Source organism: Micromonospora sp. CA-248212 (assembly GCF_050948405.1).
Lineage (GTDB): Bacteria > Actinomycetota > Actinomycetes > Mycobacteriales > Micromonosporaceae > Micromonospora.
This window is the reverse complement of record NZ_CP192023.1, coordinates 1,142,921-1,158,091: the sequence shown is the minus strand read 5'-3', so window position 1 is coordinate 1,158,091 and position 15,171 is coordinate 1,142,921. Positions and strand designations below refer to the sequence as shown.

The window sequence follows — 15,171 nt, the reverse complement described above, 5'->3', positions numbered from 1 at the left end:
CCCGGTCAGGCCCGGCTGATCGCGTTGGCGTGGATCGCCTCACTGATGTAAGCGGCCAACCCCGGGGCGATCTTCTCGTAGTACGCGGTGAACCGCTCGTCGGCCATGTACATGTCGGCCAACCCGGTCTGCACCTCGTACGAGCACTCGTAGAACCAGCGACTGATGATCTGCCGGTGCTCCTCGGCCAGGTCCATCGCTTCCGGGCCGTCGGCCGGCGCGCCCGAGGCCATCAGCGCGACGATCCGTCGACCCCAGTCCTCGTTCTCCGCCTTGATCCGCAGCCAGTCCTCCTTGCCGTAACGGGAGGCCCGGCGGTTCGACTCCCGGTACGCGTCGGTGCCTCCCCAACGCTGCTCCGCCTCGGCCTCGTACTCCTCCGGTCGGAAGTCACCGAAGACCTCGAACCGCTCTTCCGGGGTGAGTTGGATGTTCAACTTGCTCGCCTCCATCGCGAACTCGATCGCCGTGACCATTTCCTGCAACCGCTTCATCCGTTCCGTCAGCAACTCGTGCTGCCGGCGCAGGTGCGCGGCCGGGTCGGCCGCCGGGTCGTCGATGATCGCGGTGATCTCCTCAAGCGGGAAACCCAGCTCGCGGTAGTACAGGACGAGCTGCAACCGTTGCAGGTCCGCGTCGTCGTAGCGGCGGTAACCCGCCGAGGTACGCCCGCTGGGCGAGAGCAGACCGACCTCGTCGTAGTGGTGCAGCGTCCGTACCGTCACGCCGGCGATCTTCGCCACCTGACCCACCGTGTACGCCATGGTTCCCCTCCCTTCCGGAAACCAGGCTCCTACCTGCCGCTACGTCAGGGTCAAGCCCGATTCTGACCCACCGTGGCGGGGCTGTCCGGACGCCCGTACAGAAAGCCCTGCCCGCGCGGGCAGCCGATGGCGGTGACCGCGTCGTGCTGGCGCTCGGTCTCCACCCCCTCGGCGATCACCGCCAGGTCGTACGCGCCGGCCAGCCGGGTGACCATCTCCACCGTGGCGTACGCCCGGTCGTCCGTGCCGAGGCGGGCCACGAACGAACGGTCGATCTTCAACTCGGTGGCCGGGATGCGGTGCAGGTAGCTCAGCGACGAGTAGCCCGTGCCGAAGTCGTCGATGGCGATCTGGATGCCCAGTTCCCGGAGCTGGTGCAGCCGTTCCAGCACGGCGTCGGTCCCCTCGATCAACGCCGACTCGGTCAGCTCCAGCGTCAACGCCCGGGGTGCCAGCCCGGCGCCGGCGGTGGCCGCCGTGACCGTGGCGATGAGGTCCGGCCGGCGCAGGTGGGCGGCGGCGATGTTCACCGCGACCGTCGCCTCCGGCGCGCGGGCCCGCCAGGTCGCCGCCGCCCGGCACGCCTCGTGGATCACCCAACGGTCGATCGGGAGGATCAGGCCGGTCTCCTCCGCCAGCGGCAGGAACCGCGCCGGGGGCAACATCCCCAGTCGGGGGTGCCGCCAGCGCACCAGCGCCTCAGCGCTGCGTACCGCACCGGTGGCGAGGTCGACGATCGGCTGGAACTCCAGGTGCAGTTGCTCCTCGTCGACGGCCCGGCGCAGATCGGCGATCAGCTCCGCCCGGGTCACGGCCGACTCACGCAGCGCCGGGGTGCAGGTCCGGTACGCGGACTTGCCGGCGGCCTTCGCCGCGTACATCGCGATGTCGGCGTCGCGCAGCAGGTCGGAGTGGGAGGCGTGCTGCGGCCCGTACTCGGCGATGCCGATGCTCGCCGACGGGTGCACACCCACGTCCTCCTCCCCCTCGGACGGGCGCAGCGCGTCCAGCAGGCGTTCGGCCAGGTGCTCCGGTGACACCGGCCGGTCCCCCTCGACCAGCACCGCGAACTCGTCGCCGCCGAGGCGGGCGATCGTGCCGTCGCCGTCCACGGCAGCCCGCATCCGAGCCGCCAGCCCGGTCAGCAGGGCGTCGCCGGTGGCGTGCCCGAACCGGTCGTTGACCTGCTTGAACCCGTCGAGGTCGAGCAGCAGGACGGCCACCGGCCGACCGTCCCGCAGGGCCAGCCGCAGCAGTCGGTTGAACAGCAGCCGGTTCGGCAGCCCGGTGAGCTGGTCGCCGTACGCAAGCCGGCGCAGTCGCGCCACCAGGCGCAGGTTCTCGTTGGCGGCCAGCCCCTGCCGTACGGCGAGGGCGGCGAGCAGGGTCATCATGGTCACGAAGACCAGCGGTGGAGTCTGGCCGGTCGGCCGGCGGGCCAGCAGCACCGCGATGATCGCCCCGCCGACCGGCAGGTACGGCAGCGCCACCCGCCACCACGGCGGCAGCGGGGATTCGGCGGTCTCGTCGGTGCCGTCGCAGTCCGGCGGCGGTCGGCTGGCGGTGGCCAGCCCGATCAGGAGGTAACTCAGCGGCCAGCACAGGTCGATGGGGTGGCCGGCGGCGTAGTCCCCCCGGGCGACCAGCGAGACGTACACCACGTCGGCCACCACCCGGATGGTCAGGCTCGCCGCGAGCACGCGCATCGGCCGCCACCGGGGCCGCGCCGGACCGGCCACCGCCACCAGGATGGTGAGCTGCATCAGGTCGAACATCGGGTAGAGCAGCCCCAGCGTGCGCGCCGGATCGGCCAACTCGGCGGCGGCAACCCCACGGAACACCAGCACCCAGCCGACCGGCACCAGCGCCAGCGCGACGATCACGCCGTCCAGCAGCGTCCGGGCCCGCCCGACGGCCGTCCGCGGTCCGGACGGGGAACTGAGCAGCGCGGCGGTGCCGGTGAGGATGCCGGCGCTGAAGACGACCCCGATCAGCGCGTTGTGCGGCAGGTCGTCGCCGACGAGCCGCTGCGCCGTCCAGATTCCCCGACCCAGCGCGGCGAGCGCCATGGTGACGGCGAGCAGCGTCCAGAACCGGCGCAACGGGGCCGGGTGTCGACGGGCCACGCCGGCACAGGCGACTGTCGCCCAGCCGGCGACCAGGAGCGCGCCCACGTCGCTGACCAGCGCCGCGCCGGGCAGCGCGGCGGCCAACCAGCCGGCCTCCACGACCAGGACCGCGATCGCGACGATCGGGCCGATGGGCTTGAGCTGCCCCGCGGCCTGCTTCACGTCCTGTCGCGACACGGTCGCTCCGGCTCTTCGTCGGGTGTGCACAGTCGGGCGGACCGGTCCACGGCAAACCTCGAAAGCCTAGCCAGCGCCCGGGAACGCCGCCAGGGCCGAACATCCAGGCCGATGCGGTCTCCCCGGGCTGTCCTGGCGGTCGGTGTCCGGTGCCGGCGACAGGTCGGGTCAGCGGCCGGCGGAGCGGTTCCAGGGTGAGCGGGGTAAGGCGGTGCCGGCCAGCGGACGGCGGACGGGTCGCCGTTTACGCCGGCCGGGAGTGCACGGCGGGCGGGTGGCGGTGTACACGACGGATCCGGCCGACGGGGGTCGGCCGATCAGCCAGCACAGGAAGCGGGCCATCTGCGGCTCAGCCGACCGGGAGACGCTGGGCGTCGGACTTGGCGATCTCGTACTCCGCGCCGCAGAACGTGCACTGCTGGGCGTACCGGGTGCGGATCGGGATGAGTGGGATGAAGAAGAGGGTGAATTTCGTCGACCGGCGGGTGATCACCTGTGCGGCGTGGTTGCCGCAGTGACGGCAGACCTCCTGCACGACACCGGACCGGTCGACCTTGGTACGCAGACCAAAGATGAGGAACATCGCACGGCAGTACCCACTCCACCCCGAAAAGTCACCGAACCCGCCCCACGAGCTGCAAGATCCGCACAAGGCGGTATAGCGATTGATATACTCCCCGGATGCCGCAGGATGAGTGGGAGGTCTTCGTCGTCGACGAGGTCCGCGCCTGGATCGACAGCCTGGACGAGGCGACTTTCGTCCGGGTCGTCCAGGCGATCGACGCGCTCGCCGAGGCAGGACCCGGACTGGGCCGCCCTCTGGTCGACACGATCAGCGGGTCGGCACTGGCAAACCTCAAGGAGCTGCGACCTGGCACCGTCCGCATCCTCTTCGTCTTCGACCCTTGGCGCGCAAGCATTCTGCTGGTCGCGGGCGACAAGGCAGGCCAGTGGCAGAGCTGGTATCAACAGGCCATCCCGCTCGCCGAGCAACGCTACGAGATCTACTTGAAGGAACGCGCGCAGCAGGAGGGGGGCCAACGATGAGTGGGCATGTGCGGTGGTCGGACATTCGGTCGGAGTACGTACAGCGGGCCGGTGGCGAGGAGGCCGTCGAAGCCGGAAAGCAGGAACTGCTCGCGCAGGTCGTCGGGCACCGACTCGCCGAGGTACGACGAGCCCGCGGCTTCACTCAGCAGCAGATCGCCGAGCGCATGGGTGTCACGAAGGGTCGGGTGTCCCAGATCGAGCAGGGCCGGATCTCCGGCCAGGAGGTGGTGGCCCGATACGCCGTCGCCCTCGGCGGTCGACTGCACCAAGCCATCTACTTCGACGACGGTGATATCGCAGCCATCGCGTGAGCGTGCGGGCAGCACCCTCTCCCCACGCACAAGATCGTGCTCGATCCAGGATGTAGTGCCTTCGAGGTGCGAACGAGGCCACTAAATCCTTGATCGAGCACGATCACGGCGGGACGGTCAGAGGGTGGGCTGGGGCTCCAGGCCGGGGACCTCCTCGGCGAGCCAGATCGGCTGCCAGGCCGCCATCTCGTGGAAGCGGCGCAGCTCGAACAGGCCGGCCACCGAGCCGGACCAGGCAGCGTACGGCGGGTTGGTCTCGTCGAAGCCGCTCTGTACGAAGGTCAGCGTGGTACGGCCACCGGATTCGGCCAGCTCCCAGCTGGTGACGCCGGTCGGTCCCCAGTCGACGGACATCCGCCGGCCGGGCTCCAGGTCGACGATCTTGGCGGCGTAGCCGTGCTCGAAGCCACCCATGGCGTACCGGCCGCCGACCCAGGGCTCGATCCCGATGGGGTAGCCGAACCAGGCGCTGGCCTGCTCGGAGTCGGTCAGGGACTCCCAGACCTTGTCGGCGGGGACCGCGATGACCAGCTCGCCGCGCAGCTCCGCGGAGGTGAAGTCGGTGCGCGGCAGCAGCGGCTTGCCCTCCAGGTGGGAGGCCAGGTTCGCGATGGACAGCGCCCAGTACGTCTGGAGCACGCCCCGAATGCTGGAGCCGTCCATCGCCTCGGCGAAGTCGAAGTGGCTCTGGGTCAGCGTGAGCACCGTGGCGTCCGGGCCATCGGCGGCGAGCTGGAACTCGGTGGTGGTCTCGACCCCGTCGAGCAGCCAACCGAAGCGCAGCGAGTCGTCGTCGGCGTGCAGGAGCCGCTGGTGCGGGGCGTCACCCTCGGGCGTGTAGCGGCCCCAGAACTCGTACCGCTCGGGCAGCTCGACCTCGGCGTGCTCGGCCAGCCAGAGGCGCAGCTCGGTCGGGTCGGTCAGGGCCTGGCGGACGCGCGCCACGGGGGCGGTCAGGCGGGCCTGCACCTTCAACGGTTCACTCATTGTCGTTCCCTTTCGGATAGCAGGCGACGGCCAGCTTGAAGGCATCTCCCTCGCTGCCGCCGTAGCGGGTGAACAGGTCCTGAAGTGCGGTTTGCAGGTCGTGCAGGAACTCCTGGCGCTGCTCGGCGGGCACCCGGATCTCGCCGGAGACCCCGATCGAGGGCAGCTCGGGCGCCGCCCGGTCCAGGGCGGCGATGTCGGCCTGGACCTCCTCCATCAGGTCGAGCAGGTAGCCCAGGCTCAGCTCGTCGCGGGCCCGGCGCAGCCCGATGCGGCCGACCAGCCGCGGCGAGAGCCAGTAGGACCGGGCGGCGGCCTGGTAGATGCCCTCGGTGATCCCGCGAACCTTGCGCTCGTTGACCAGCTCGACCAGGCCGGCCGCGACGAGCTGCTTGACGTGGTAGTAGACGCGCTGCGGCGTCTGGTCGAGTCGGGCCGCGACCTCGGTGCAGGTGCGCGGCTCGGCCAGTTGCCGCAGCACCTCCACGCGCTGCGGCTTGAGCAGGACCTCGGCCTGCTCGATCTGCTCCAGGTACAGGACGTCTCTCATGGCAAAATCAGTTTGTACGTACAAAACTTGTTTGTCAATCGCTTCGCGAGAAGCCGCGCCGACTTTCTCGACGCGGCTTCCGGCGACGCTCAGCTTCAGGCGACGCTCACCCTCAGGCGACGCTCAGCGGATGATCAGGGCAACCAGTCCGGTCGCAGCGGATAGCCGTTCACGCCGTCCGGGCCGTTGTGGGTGGCCAGCACCTGGTGCAGTTGGATGCCGTTGCGCTCGAACGCCATCCGCGAACCGGCCATGTAGAGACCCCACACCCGGGCCGTCCCGGTGCCGACCTCCGAGACGCAGAAGTCCCAGTGCTCCACCAGGTTGCGGCACCAGGCGGCGAGGGTCAGCGCGTAGTGCTGGCGCAGGTTCTCCTCGTGGTGCACCTCCAACCCGGCGTCGTGCACCTCGCTGATCAGCCGACCCGGGCCGGCCAGCTCGCCGTCCGGGAAGACGTACCTGTCGATGAACGCGCCCGAACGGTGCGGCGCCCGGTTGTCGGCGCGCGTGATCGTGTGGTTGAGCAGCCGTCCACCCGTGCGCAGGCGCGACCGCAGCGCCCCGAAGTACGACGGGTAGTTGCGCACGCCGATGTGCTCGGTCAGCCCGATCGAGGAGATGGCGTCGAACTGCTCCGCGGGCGCGTCCCGGTAGTCGAGGTGTCGCACCTCGGCCAACTCGCTCAGCCCTTCCCGCTCGATCGCGGCCTGCGCCCACTGCGCCTGCGCCTTCGACAGGGTCACCCCGAGCGCCTTGACCCCGTACTCGCGCGCGGCGTGCCGGACCATGCCGCCCCAACCGCAGCCCACGTCCAGCAGCCGCATGCCCTTCTTGAGTGCCAGCTTGCCGGCGACCAGGTCGTACTTCGCCGCCTGGGCCTGCTCCAGGGTGTCGCTCGGGGACCGGAAGACCGCACAGGTGTACGTCATGGACGGGCCGAGCACCTTCTCGTAGAAGGCGTTCGAGACGTCGTAGTGGTGCGAGATCGCCGTGCTGTCGCGGACCCGGGAGTGCCGAAGCCCGTTCATCACCCGCTTCCAGCGCGGCTGGGCCTCCTGCGGAGGCGCCGGCGGCGGCATCAGCCGCTCCCAACCCAACCCCCGCACCAGCGCGACGCCGTCGGCCACCGACGGCGGGCGCAGCCGCAACTCGTCCTTGAGCACCCGCAACGCCTCGTACGGGTCACCCGGGTGCACCCCCTGCAACGCCAGGTCGCCGCTCACGTACGCCCGGGCCATGCCCAGGTCGCCGGGGGCGGTGAGCAGGTACGACAGACCCCGCTCGGTACGGATCGCCAGGGTGATGCCGGCATCGGTCGGGCCGACGGCGCTGCCGTCGTACCCGGTGATGCGGATCGGCAACGGCCCGGCGGTGACCGCGCGGACGACGTCCGCGACGGTCGGGCCGGTGCGCCGGCCCCCCGCCGGCGGGGTGGCGGGGACGCTCGCCGCCCCCTGATCTCGGTCGGTCAGGCTCATGCTCGTGCTACCGCCTTTTCGTACAGTCCCGTCAGCCGGTGGTCCGGGTCGTAGCGGTCTTTCACCGCGCGCCAGGTCTCGCCGCCGTAGAGGCGATCGAAGGCGTCCCGGTCGTAGTACGCGTCGGAGTAGAGCGACTTGTGCCCACCCAGCTCCGACACCCTGCGTTCGATCGTGCGGTTGACGTCGCCGTCGGCGGCGCCGGACGCGATCGGCACGCTCCCCCAAAAACCAATGTTGACGTAGTCCTGCCCCGGGTGGAGCGGATACAGCGGCCACGACCGCGCGGAACCGGGCCCCTCCGGCTCGCGCAACCGCAGCGGGCAGAGCCACACCGGGGTCATCCCCACGTCGGCCGCGAACCAGCGCAGGAAGTCGGCCATGCGGTCCAGCGGGATCTCCACGTCCTGCACGACCCGCTCCCGGGCCGGCTGGCCCCGCAGCCGGTCGATCCGGGCCGCCACCTGGTGCCGGTGTTCGAGGCGGACCAGTCGGTGGTAGACGTCGCTGCGCCGGTAGCGCGCCGGCCAGAGCCGGCGCACGACCGGGTGCTGCGCGCCGAACGCCGCCGAGCACCAGAACCAGTCGGTGTCCCAGCGCCACAGATAGTCGTACGCGGTCAGCACGTCGCGGGTGCGCTGACGCAGCGACCGGTAGTAGATCGCCTGGCCGGTGTAGTCGCTGGGCGGATCGGCGGTGTCGGTGAAGGTCCCCAGCACCAGGTACGCCTCACCGGGGCTGAACATCACGCCGTCCAGCACGTCGACCGGCTGGCCGGCCCACGACCGGGTGGCGCTCACCTCGGCGATCGCGTCGGTGAGCGCCTCCAGTTGGGTGAACCGGATGTTGCGCAACGCCACGTACCGGCCGATCGGCTGCAACTCGATGCGCAGCCTCGTCGCGTAGCCGAGGCTGCCCAGCGAGTTGGGGAACGCGCGGAACAGGTCGGCGTGCTCGGAGTCCGGACGGGCGGTGACGATCGCGCCGGAGCCGGTGAGGATGTCCATCTCGCGTACCGACTCGTGGGGCAGTCCGTTGCGGAAGGACGTCGACTCGATCCCGAGGCCGGTCACCGCGCCGCCCAGGGTGATGGTGCGCAGTTGCGGCACCACCAGCGGCATCAGCCCGTGCGGCAGCGTCGCGTCGACCAGGTCCTCGTACGTGCACATGCCCTGCACGTCGGCCGTACGCCCGGCCGGATCGACCGAGAGCACCCCGTTCAGGCCACTCACGTCGAGGCCCGGGGTGCGGGGAGCGGATCGGGGGCGGAACAGGTTGGAGGTGCGTTTGGCCAGCCGGACAGGCTCGCCCGTGGGCACCGCGGCGTACGACCGCCGCAACGTGTCCACCGCTTGATCATGGTCAATTGGGTGATCCACACGCTCAGCGCGCATGTGATCACCTTACGCCTGCACCCGGGAAATCGTGGGATGTCCTCGCCTGCCGTTTCCCGTCCGACAGCAGGCCGGGCGGTTACCGTGGCGGACATGCCGTCGCCCGCGATCGCCGCCCTGGACTCCGCCGGACTGCCGTACCGGTTGGTCAGTCACGGCGCGGTCGGCAGCCTCGCGGAGGCCGCCGCCGCCCGTGGTGTGGCCATCCCGGACGTGGTCAAGACGATCGTCGTCCGCCGTGGCGCGGACGACCACCTGTTCGTGCTCACCCCTGGTGACCGGGTCATCTCCTGGCCCAAGCTGCGCGCCCTGCTCGGGGTGCAGCGGATCTCCATGCCGGACGCGGCGGGCGCGCTGACCGCCACCGGGTACGAGCGCGGCACCATCACCCCGTTCGGCGCGAGCACGGCCTGGCCGGTGATCGCCGACGAGCGGCTACGGGGCCGGCAGATCACCCTGGGCGCGGGCGAGCGGGGTCTCGCCGTGGCGGTCGACGCCGACGCCGCGATCGCCGCCCTCGACGCCACTGTGGCCGACGTCACCGACCCGCAGCCCACCCGCTGAAACTCCGCCGCTGCCGTCGTCCGGCTGGCTCCGGCCCGCCGCCGTGGGTGAGGATGGCGGCTATGCCCGCCCCCGAGGAACGCCCCGACCCCGTCGGCACCGTCTACGGCGGCCGACGCCGAGCCAACTCGGGCCCGCTGGCCGACCCGCTGCTGCGGGTGGCGTTGGCGGTCGGGCTGGTGGGCGTACTCCTCGGTGTGGTCTTCGCCACCGGTCTGCTCGACGGGGACGACGAGCCGGTGGTGCCGGCGGCCGTCGGCACGCCGTCCAGCGCCGCCGAGCCGACCACCCCGGCGGCCGAGCCGACCCCGACGCCCTCGGTCGAGCCGTCGCCGACCCCGTCGGCCACCCCGGCCGTTCCCACCAGCGGCGCCCACGTGCTGCGGTCGCCCACCGGGCTCTGCCTCGGGCTCGACGGCGACGACGAGAAGGCCGAGGCCGAACTGGCCGCCTGCACCGGCGGCCCGGAGCAGCAGTGGGTGGTCAACGCGGTAGCGACGGGAGCGGTGACGATGACCAACGCCGCCCACGGGCAGTGCCTCGATGTCGAGGGCGGCAGCGGTGACGACGGCGCGCGGTTGCAACAGTTCCCGTGCCACGGTCAGGCCAACCAGCAGTGGCGGCTGACCCCCACCGGCGCCGGCCCCCTGCTGCTGGTCGCGGTGCACAGCGGTAAGTGCGCGCAGGCCGACGACGACGGCGTCGAGGCCGGGGACGACATCCGGCAGCGGCCCTGCGACGGCCGGCCCGCCCAACAGTGGACGGTCGGCTAACCGCGGTAGCTCCAGGCGCGGGGTGCGGTCGCGGCGACGAGGACGGCCTCCGGCACCGGTCGACCCGGCCGTCGGCGCAGCAGCAGCGACAGCCCCGCCGCGCCGATCGACAGCGCACCGGCCACGTACCAGGCCACCGCGTAGTCGCCGAGTCGGTCGCGGACCAGCCCCGCGCCGGTGGCCGCGAGCGCCGCCCCGAACTGGTGGGCGGCGAACACCCAGCCGAACACGACCGCGCCCGCGCCACCGAAGTACTCGCGGCACAGCGCAACGGTCGGCGGCACCGTGGCCACCCAGTCCAGGCCGTAGAAGACGATGAACACCAGCATGCTCGGCTCGGCGGTACCCGCGAACAGGCTGGGCAGCACCAGCAGCGACAGCCCGCGCAGCGCGTAGTAGGCACCGAGCAGCAGCCGGCTGTCCACCCGGTCGGTCAGCCAGCCGGAGGCGATCGTGCCGACGATGTCGAAGAGCCCCACCAGCGCGAGCAGTCCCGCCGCCGTGGTCTCGGCCATGCCGTGGTCGTGCGCGGCCGGCACGAAGTGCGTCCCGACGAGGCCGTTCGTGGTCGCTCCGCAGATCGCGAACCCGCCGGCCAGCAGCCAGAACGGCCGCGTCCGGGCCGCGGCGGCCAACGCGCCGAGCGCCCGCGTCGCCGCGCCGCCGGCCGGCGGCGGCGCCGCGACGACCTCGGTCGCGCCGTAGGCGGGCAGGTCGAGATCCGCCGGGTGTTCGCGCAGCAGCCACACCACCAGGGGTACGACAGCCAGGGCGGCACCGGCCACGACGAGTGCCGCCGTGCGCCAGCCGTGGTCGCGTACCAGCACGGCGATCAGCGGCAGGAAGATCAGTTGCCCGGCGGCCCCGCCCGCGGTCAGCACGCCGGTGACCAGGCCCCGACGACGGACGAACCAGCGCCCGGTGACGGTCGCCACGAAGGCGAGCGCCATCGAGCCGGTGCCCAGGCCGACGAGGACGCCCCAGCACAGCAGTAACTGCCAGCTCGCGGTCATGAACACCGTCAGACCGCTGCCGGCGGCGACCAGCAGCAGCGCCACCGAGACGACCCGGCGAATGCCGAACCGGTCCATCAGCGCGGCGGCGAACGGCGCGGTGAGCCCGTAGAGGAGCAGGTTGACCGAGACGGCCGCGGAGATGGTGGCCAGCGGCCAGCCGAACTCCGCGTGCAGCGGGTGCAGCAGCACCGACGGCGTGGCGCGGAACCCGGCCGCGCCGACGAGCGCCACGAAGGCGACACCGGCCACGAGCCAGGCGGGGTGCAGGCGACGATTCTTGCTCACGCGACCAGTCTGGGCCGCGCCTCCGGCTAGGACGAGTGGCCGGAAAGCCATCGTACGCAATAATCGGGCCATGAGCAGTGGCCCGCACCGGATCGCCGTCCTCGCCCTCGACCAGGTCGTCGGCCTCGACCTCGGCACCCCGTCCCAGGTCTTCAGCACCGCCCGGGGCGCCGACGACGCGTACCGCTACGACGTCCGGGTGTGCACCCCGGGCGGCCGGCCGGTCCGCAGCACCGCCGGCTTCCAGGTGCTCCCGGACCACGGGTTGGAGCTGCTCGACACCGCCGACACGGTGATCGTCCCGGGCATCCACGCCGGCGCGGCGCTCACCTCGGGCACCGTCGAGCCGGAGGTGGCCGAGGCGCTGCGGTCGGCGTACCAACGGGGCGCCCGGATCATGTCGATCTGCACCGGCGCGTTCGTGCTGGCCGCGGCCGGCCTGCTGGACGGACGCCGGGCGACGACCCACTGGGCGTACGCCGAGCGGTTCCGCCGCCTGCACCCCCGGGTGGACCTCGACCCGGACGTGCTCTTCATCGTCGACGACCGGGTGCTCACCTCGGCCGGAGTGGCCGCCGGCATCGATCTCTGCCTGCACGTCATCCGCCTCGACCACGGCAGCGACATCGCCAACCGGGCGGCCCGACGCTGTGTCATGCCGCCGTGGCGCGACGGCGGGCAGGCGCAGTACATCGAACAGCCGGTCCCCCGGGCCACCGATGCGAGCACCGCCGCCACCCGCGAGTGGGCCCGACAGCGCCTGCACGAGCCGATCGCCCTGCGCGACCTCGCCGAGCAGGCCCGGATGAGCGTCCGCACCTTCACCCGACGTTTCCGGCTGGAGACGGGACTGAGCCCCGCGCAGTGGCTACTGCGGCAACGGACCGACCACGCCCGACTCCTCCTGGAGACGACCGACCTCACCGTCGACCAGATCGCCCGCCGCTGCGGCTTCGGCACGACGGCAGCCCTACGTCAACAACTGCACCAACGCATCGGCGTGGCCCCGTCCACCTACCGCCGCACCTTCCACCCCCGCGAGGAGCTGACCCGCGCCTGACCCCCCGCGATCTTGCACTTGCTGTCGTCGAGATGCCCGTTACGCGCCCCTTTGTCGCCGCAGAAAGTGCAAGATCGACGAGGGTCGTGGGGGGCGGTCAGGTCCGGAGTAGGTGGAGCTGGGCCTGGTGTTTGGGGAGGTGCACCCTTGCGTGCAGGTCCAGCGTGCGGGACCAGGGCAGCGGCTCGTCGACGATCAGGTCGAAGCCCTCGCGCAGGTGGGTCTCCACCGGCGCCTCCGCCGCCAGGCCGAGTTGGTCGACCAGTCCGCACAGCCGTTCGCTGGTGCCGTGCAGCAACGCCGCCAGGCCGCGCAGACCGCCCTGCTCGGCGACCAACGCGTCGAGCTGCGGACGGTGGATGTCCTCCTCCAGCTCGTAGTAGGCGAACGGCGACCCCGCGAGCAACGCCTCGCTGGCCTGGATCATCAGTTCGTCGTTCGCCACCAGGTGCGCCACGATCTGCTCGGCGCTCAACTGCCCCCGAGGGGCAGCCCCAAAAGAAACCCCGTCGATCTCGGCAAACACCGAGTCATAAGCCCGCCGCAACCCGCCACTCGCCACCACCACACCCCCACCCCACCGCCCCACCCCGTCGATCATGGCGTTGTGGTGCCCGATTCACCCGGACGAGCGGCATTTGCCACCCACCACAACTCCATGATCGACGGGGTGGTCCGTTCAGCGGCGGGACTGGCGGGAGCGGAGGTAGTCCGACACCACGTACTCGCCCAGGTCGTCGGTGTCGGGGGTGAACATGCGGCCACGGCTGCGTCTCGCCACCGCGTCGATGAAGCGGCGCAGGCCCTCGTCATCGCCGAGCATGAACAGGTTGAGGGTCGCACCGTAGCGGCTGAGCCGGTCCACCTCGCGGACCGTCGCCTCGATCGTCTCCGGCAGCGGCGGCCAGTGGAACAGCGCCTCCCCGTCGTCCGGGTCGAGGTGGGCGGTCGGCTCCCCGTCGGTGACCACCAGCACCACCGGCTCGGCATCCGGATGGCGGCGCAGGTGCCGAGCGGCCAACCGCAGCGCGTGTTGCAGGTTCGTCCCCTGTTGCAGGTCCGGCTCCACGGCCGCCAACTCCTGCTGGGTGAGCGTCGTCGCCTCCCGACCGAAGCCCACGATCTGCAGGGCGTCCTGTGGAAAACGGGTCTCCATCAGGTGCGCCAACGCCAGCGCCGTCTGCTTCATCGGCCCCCAACGACCCTGCGAGATCATCGAGTACGACAGGTCCACGCAGAGCACCACCGCCGCCGAGGCACGCTTCTCGGTCTCCACCACCTCGAAGTCGTCCGCTTCGAGTTGCAGCGGAACCGTCGGCCCGGCCCGGCGCACCGCCCGGGTGAGCGTACGAACCACGTCCAGCGGTTGCTCGTCGCCGTACTCCCACGGGCGGGACGCCCCGCTGACCTCGCCGGCCGCACCCGCCGAACGCAGGTCGTGCTGACCGCGCGGACCGGCCGTCAGGTCGGCGAAGACCCGCCGCAGCGCCGTGCCGCCGAGCCGGCGCAGGGCCTTCGGGCTGAGCGTGAGCCCGTCCGCGTCCCGGCCCACCCAGCCCTGCCGGCGCAGCTCGCGTTCCAGCTCGCGCAGCCGGCGGACGTCGTCGGCCGCGTCCCGGCCCAGCGTCCGGGCCACCGCGTCGACGTCCACGTCGTCAAGCGTGGCCCCGGGGTGTTCCTGGTCGAGCTGATCCAGCAGGTCGTCCAGCTCGCCGATCTCGCCGAGCGCGCCGGCCGCGTCGGCGTAGTCCAACGGCTGGTCGCCCCGGACCCGCTCGCCGCGCCCCCAGCGCAGATCCGGCCGCAGCGCCCGCAGGTTCGCGTCGAGCGCCGACAGCTCACCGGCGAGCCGGTCGCCGAGGGACTGCTGCATCAGACCGGCCAGCTCGGCGCGCTGCCGCTCGGACAGCGAGTTCATCAGCCGCTCACCGGCCGCCGAACGGCGGGCCAGCACGTCGATCAGCTCGTCGACCGTCTCCGGCTGCTCCGGGAAGAAGTCGCCGTGCCGGCGCATGAACTCGGCGAACGCGTCGGTGGTGTCCTCCGCGCGGCCGTGCCGGGCCAGCAGGTCGTTCAGGTCCCGCATCATCTCGGCGAGCCGCTGCTGCGCGGCCGGATCGGCGGACGCGCGCACCGCGTCCCGCAGGCCCGCGAACCGCTGACCGAGCACGTCGTCCCGGAGCTGGTCGAGAATCTGCTGGTACGAACGACGGGCGTCCTCGCTGGCCCACTGGTAGCCGGCCAGCTCCTCGACCGCACGGGCCGTGGAGCGGGGCAGATTGTCCAGCACCGACTCGGCGAACCGCGCGTCGTCGTCGTCGCGGCTCCGCAGCTCGTCACGTTCGGCGGCGAGAGCCTGGTCGAGCAGGGCCTGTGCGCGGGTCACCGCGCCGTCGAGGTCGCCGCGACGAAGCGCCTCGCGGCGCAGCCGTCGCGCCCGAGCCGCCAGGTCGTCCAGCCCGCCCCGCCCCTGCGGGCCACGGCGCAGCAGATCGCGCAGCGCCTGCCGCAGGCTGCCGCCGGCCAGCACCTCGGCGCCGACCGCGTCCACCGCCTCACGCACGTCGTACGGGGGTGCCAGCGGATCGGGCCCGCCGTTCCACTGGCCGTACCGGAACCGGTTGCCGGCCACA

Annotated in this window: 15 protein-coding genes; 5 read left to right on the top strand and 10 right to left on the bottom strand. The window is 71.8% G+C overall.

The features are described from left to right. Nucleotides 1-5 precede the first annotated feature (5 nt). The 3 genes from ACQP03_RS05450 to ACQP03_RS05440 all read right to left on the bottom strand — a co-directional run bounded on the left by ACQP03_RS05450 (nt 6) and on the right by ACQP03_RS05440 (nt 3,653). On the bottom strand, nt 6-764 hold the full coding sequence (locus ACQP03_RS05450) for a MerR family transcriptional regulator (protein WP_357396016.1): 759 nt from the start codon (nt 762-764) through the stop codon (nt 6-8). Between the two features lie 50 nt (nt 765-814). Continuing rightward, nucleotides 815-3,070, bottom strand: coding sequence for a putative bifunctional diguanylate cyclase/phosphodiesterase (locus ACQP03_RS05445; RefSeq protein ID WP_357396019.1), 2,256 nt, complete (start codon nt 3,068-3,070; stop codon nt 815-817). A 349-nt stretch (nt 3,071-3,419) separates the two neighbouring features. Next, nucleotides 3,420-3,653, bottom strand: a complete 234-nt coding sequence (locus ACQP03_RS05440; RefSeq protein WP_355232752.1) for a zinc-ribbon domain-containing protein — start codon at nt 3,651-3,653, stop codon at nt 3,420-3,422. A 98-nt stretch (nt 3,654-3,751) separates the two neighbouring features. On the opposite strand from ACQP03_RS05440, the gene ACQP03_RS05435 reads away from it, so the two are divergent. Next, complete coding sequence (locus ACQP03_RS05435; RefSeq protein ID WP_357172872.1) at nt 3,752-4,117, top strand: type II toxin-antitoxin system RelE/ParE family toxin; 366 nt, start codon at nt 3,752-3,754, stop codon at nt 4,115-4,117. After that, nucleotides 4,114-4,431: a helix-turn-helix domain-containing protein gene (locus ACQP03_RS05430; RefSeq protein ID WP_357172870.1), complete on the top strand. Its 318-nt coding sequence runs from the start codon at nt 4,114-4,116 to the stop codon at nt 4,429-4,431. The genes ACQP03_RS05435 and ACQP03_RS05430 overlap by 4 nt, the downstream gene beginning before the upstream one ends. A 117-nt stretch (nt 4,432-4,548) precedes the next feature. On the opposite strand, the gene ACQP03_RS05425 is transcribed toward ACQP03_RS05430, so the two are convergent. The 4 genes from ACQP03_RS05425 to ACQP03_RS05410 form a co-directional block, all read right to left on the bottom strand. Then, a complete protein-coding gene (locus ACQP03_RS05425; RefSeq protein WP_357172868.1) occupies nt 4,549-5,418 on the bottom strand; it encodes an SRPBCC family protein in 870 nt (289 codons plus the stop codon). After that, nucleotides 5,411-5,968, bottom strand: a complete 558-nt coding sequence (locus tag ACQP03_RS05420) for a helix-turn-helix domain-containing protein (RefSeq protein ID WP_355051970.1) — start codon at nt 5,966-5,968, stop codon at nt 5,411-5,413. The genes ACQP03_RS05425 and ACQP03_RS05420 overlap by 8 nt, the downstream gene beginning before the upstream one ends. A gap of 134 nt (nt 5,969-6,102) precedes the next feature. Next, nucleotides 6,103-7,446, bottom strand: coding sequence for a class I SAM-dependent methyltransferase (locus tag ACQP03_RS05415; protein ID WP_357172865.1), 1,344 nt, complete (start codon nt 7,444-7,446; stop codon nt 6,103-6,105). Further along, nucleotides 7,443-8,840 carry an FAD-binding oxidoreductase gene (locus ACQP03_RS05410; RefSeq protein ID WP_357172862.1) on the bottom strand — a complete coding sequence of 466 codons (1,398 nt, stop codon included), beginning with the start codon at nt 8,838-8,840 and terminating at the stop codon, nt 7,443-7,445. The genes ACQP03_RS05415 and ACQP03_RS05410 overlap by 4 nt, the downstream gene beginning before the upstream one ends. Nucleotides 8,841-8,933: 93 nt before the next feature. Here ACQP03_RS05410 and ACQP03_RS05405 point away from each other — a divergent pair, with 93 nt between their 5' ends. Continuing rightward, a complete protein-coding gene (locus ACQP03_RS05405; protein ID WP_357127927.1) occupies nt 8,934-9,404 on the top strand; it encodes an aminoacyl-tRNA deacylase in 471 nt (156 codons plus the stop codon). A gap of 62 nt (nt 9,405-9,466) precedes the next feature. Next, nucleotides 9,467-10,177: an RICIN domain-containing protein gene (locus ACQP03_RS05400; protein ID WP_357396035.1), complete on the top strand. Its 711-nt coding sequence runs from the start codon at nt 9,467-9,469 to the stop codon at nt 10,175-10,177. Here the strand turns inward: ACQP03_RS05400 and ACQP03_RS05395 are convergent. After that, nucleotides 10,174-11,529 carry an MFS transporter gene (locus ACQP03_RS05395; RefSeq protein WP_357127932.1) on the bottom strand — a complete coding sequence of 452 codons (1,356 nt, stop codon included), beginning with the start codon at nt 11,527-11,529 and terminating at the stop codon, nt 10,174-10,176. The genes ACQP03_RS05400 and ACQP03_RS05395 overlap by 4 nt on opposite strands. A gap of 19 nt (nt 11,530-11,548) precedes the next feature. Between ACQP03_RS05395 and ACQP03_RS05390 the strand changes: the two genes are divergently transcribed. After that, nucleotides 11,549-12,538, top strand: coding sequence for a GlxA family transcriptional regulator (locus ACQP03_RS05390; RefSeq protein WP_357172856.1), 990 nt, complete (start codon nt 11,549-11,551; stop codon nt 12,536-12,538). A gap of 97 nt (nt 12,539-12,635) precedes the next feature. On the opposite strand, the gene ACQP03_RS05385 is transcribed toward ACQP03_RS05390, so the two are convergent. Both ACQP03_RS05385 and ACQP03_RS05380 read right to left on the bottom strand, forming a co-directional pair. Then, nucleotides 12,636-13,139 carry a hypothetical protein gene (locus tag ACQP03_RS05385; RefSeq protein ID WP_396832650.1) on the bottom strand — a complete coding sequence of 168 codons (504 nt, stop codon included), beginning with the start codon at nt 13,137-13,139 and terminating at the stop codon, nt 12,636-12,638. A gap of 78 nt (nt 13,140-13,217) precedes the next feature. After that, on the bottom strand, nt 13,218-15,170 hold the full coding sequence (locus tag ACQP03_RS05380) for a vWA domain-containing protein (protein WP_357127939.1): 1,953 nt from the start codon (nt 15,168-15,170) through the stop codon (nt 13,218-13,220). Nucleotide 15,171 lies beyond the last annotated feature (1 nt).

Coding starts and splice junctions, on each gene's coding strand:
- ACQP03_RS05450 (WP_357396016.1), bottom strand. CDS start 764: ATGGCGTACACGGTGGGTCAGGTGGCGAAGATCGCCGGCGTGACGGTA.
- ACQP03_RS05440 (WP_355232752.1), bottom strand. CDS start 3,653: ATGTTCCTCATCTTTGGTCTGCGTACCAAGGTCGACCGGTCCGGTGTC.
- ACQP03_RS05435 (WP_357172872.1), top strand. CDS start 3,752: ATGCCGCAGGATGAGTGGGAGGTCTTCGTCGTCGACGAGGTCCGCGCC.
- ACQP03_RS05430 (WP_357172870.1), top strand. CDS start 4,114: ATGAGTGGGCATGTGCGGTGGTCGGACATTCGGTCGGAGTACGTACAG.
- ACQP03_RS05425 (WP_357172868.1), bottom strand. CDS start 5,418: ATGAGTGAACCGTTGAAGGTGCAGGCCCGCCTGACCGCCCCCGTGGCG.
- ACQP03_RS05420 (WP_355051970.1), bottom strand. CDS start 5,968: ATGAGAGACGTCCTGTACCTGGAGCAGATCGAGCAGGCCGAGGTCCTG.
- ACQP03_RS05415 (WP_357172865.1), bottom strand. CDS start 7,446: ATGAGCCTGACCGACCGAGATCAGGGGGCGGCGAGCGTCCCCGCCACC.
- ACQP03_RS05410 (WP_357172862.1), bottom strand. CDS start 8,840: ATGCGCGCTGAGCGTGTGGATCACCCAATTGACCATGATCAAGCGGTG.
- ACQP03_RS05405 (WP_357127927.1), top strand. CDS start 8,934: ATGCCGTCGCCCGCGATCGCCGCCCTGGACTCCGCCGGACTGCCGTAC.
- ACQP03_RS05400 (WP_357396035.1), top strand. CDS start 9,467: ATGCCCGCCCCCGAGGAACGCCCCGACCCCGTCGGCACCGTCTACGGC.
- ACQP03_RS05395 (WP_357127932.1), bottom strand. CDS start 11,529: ATGGCTTTCCGGCCACTCGTCCTAGCCGGAGGCGCGGCCCAGACTGGT.
- ACQP03_RS05390 (WP_357172856.1), top strand. CDS start 11,549: ATGAGCAGTGGCCCGCACCGGATCGCCGTCCTCGCCCTCGACCAGGTC.
- ACQP03_RS05385 (WP_396832650.1), bottom strand. CDS start 13,139: ATGATCGACGGGGTGGGGCGGTGGGGTGGGGGTGTGGTGGTGGCGAGT.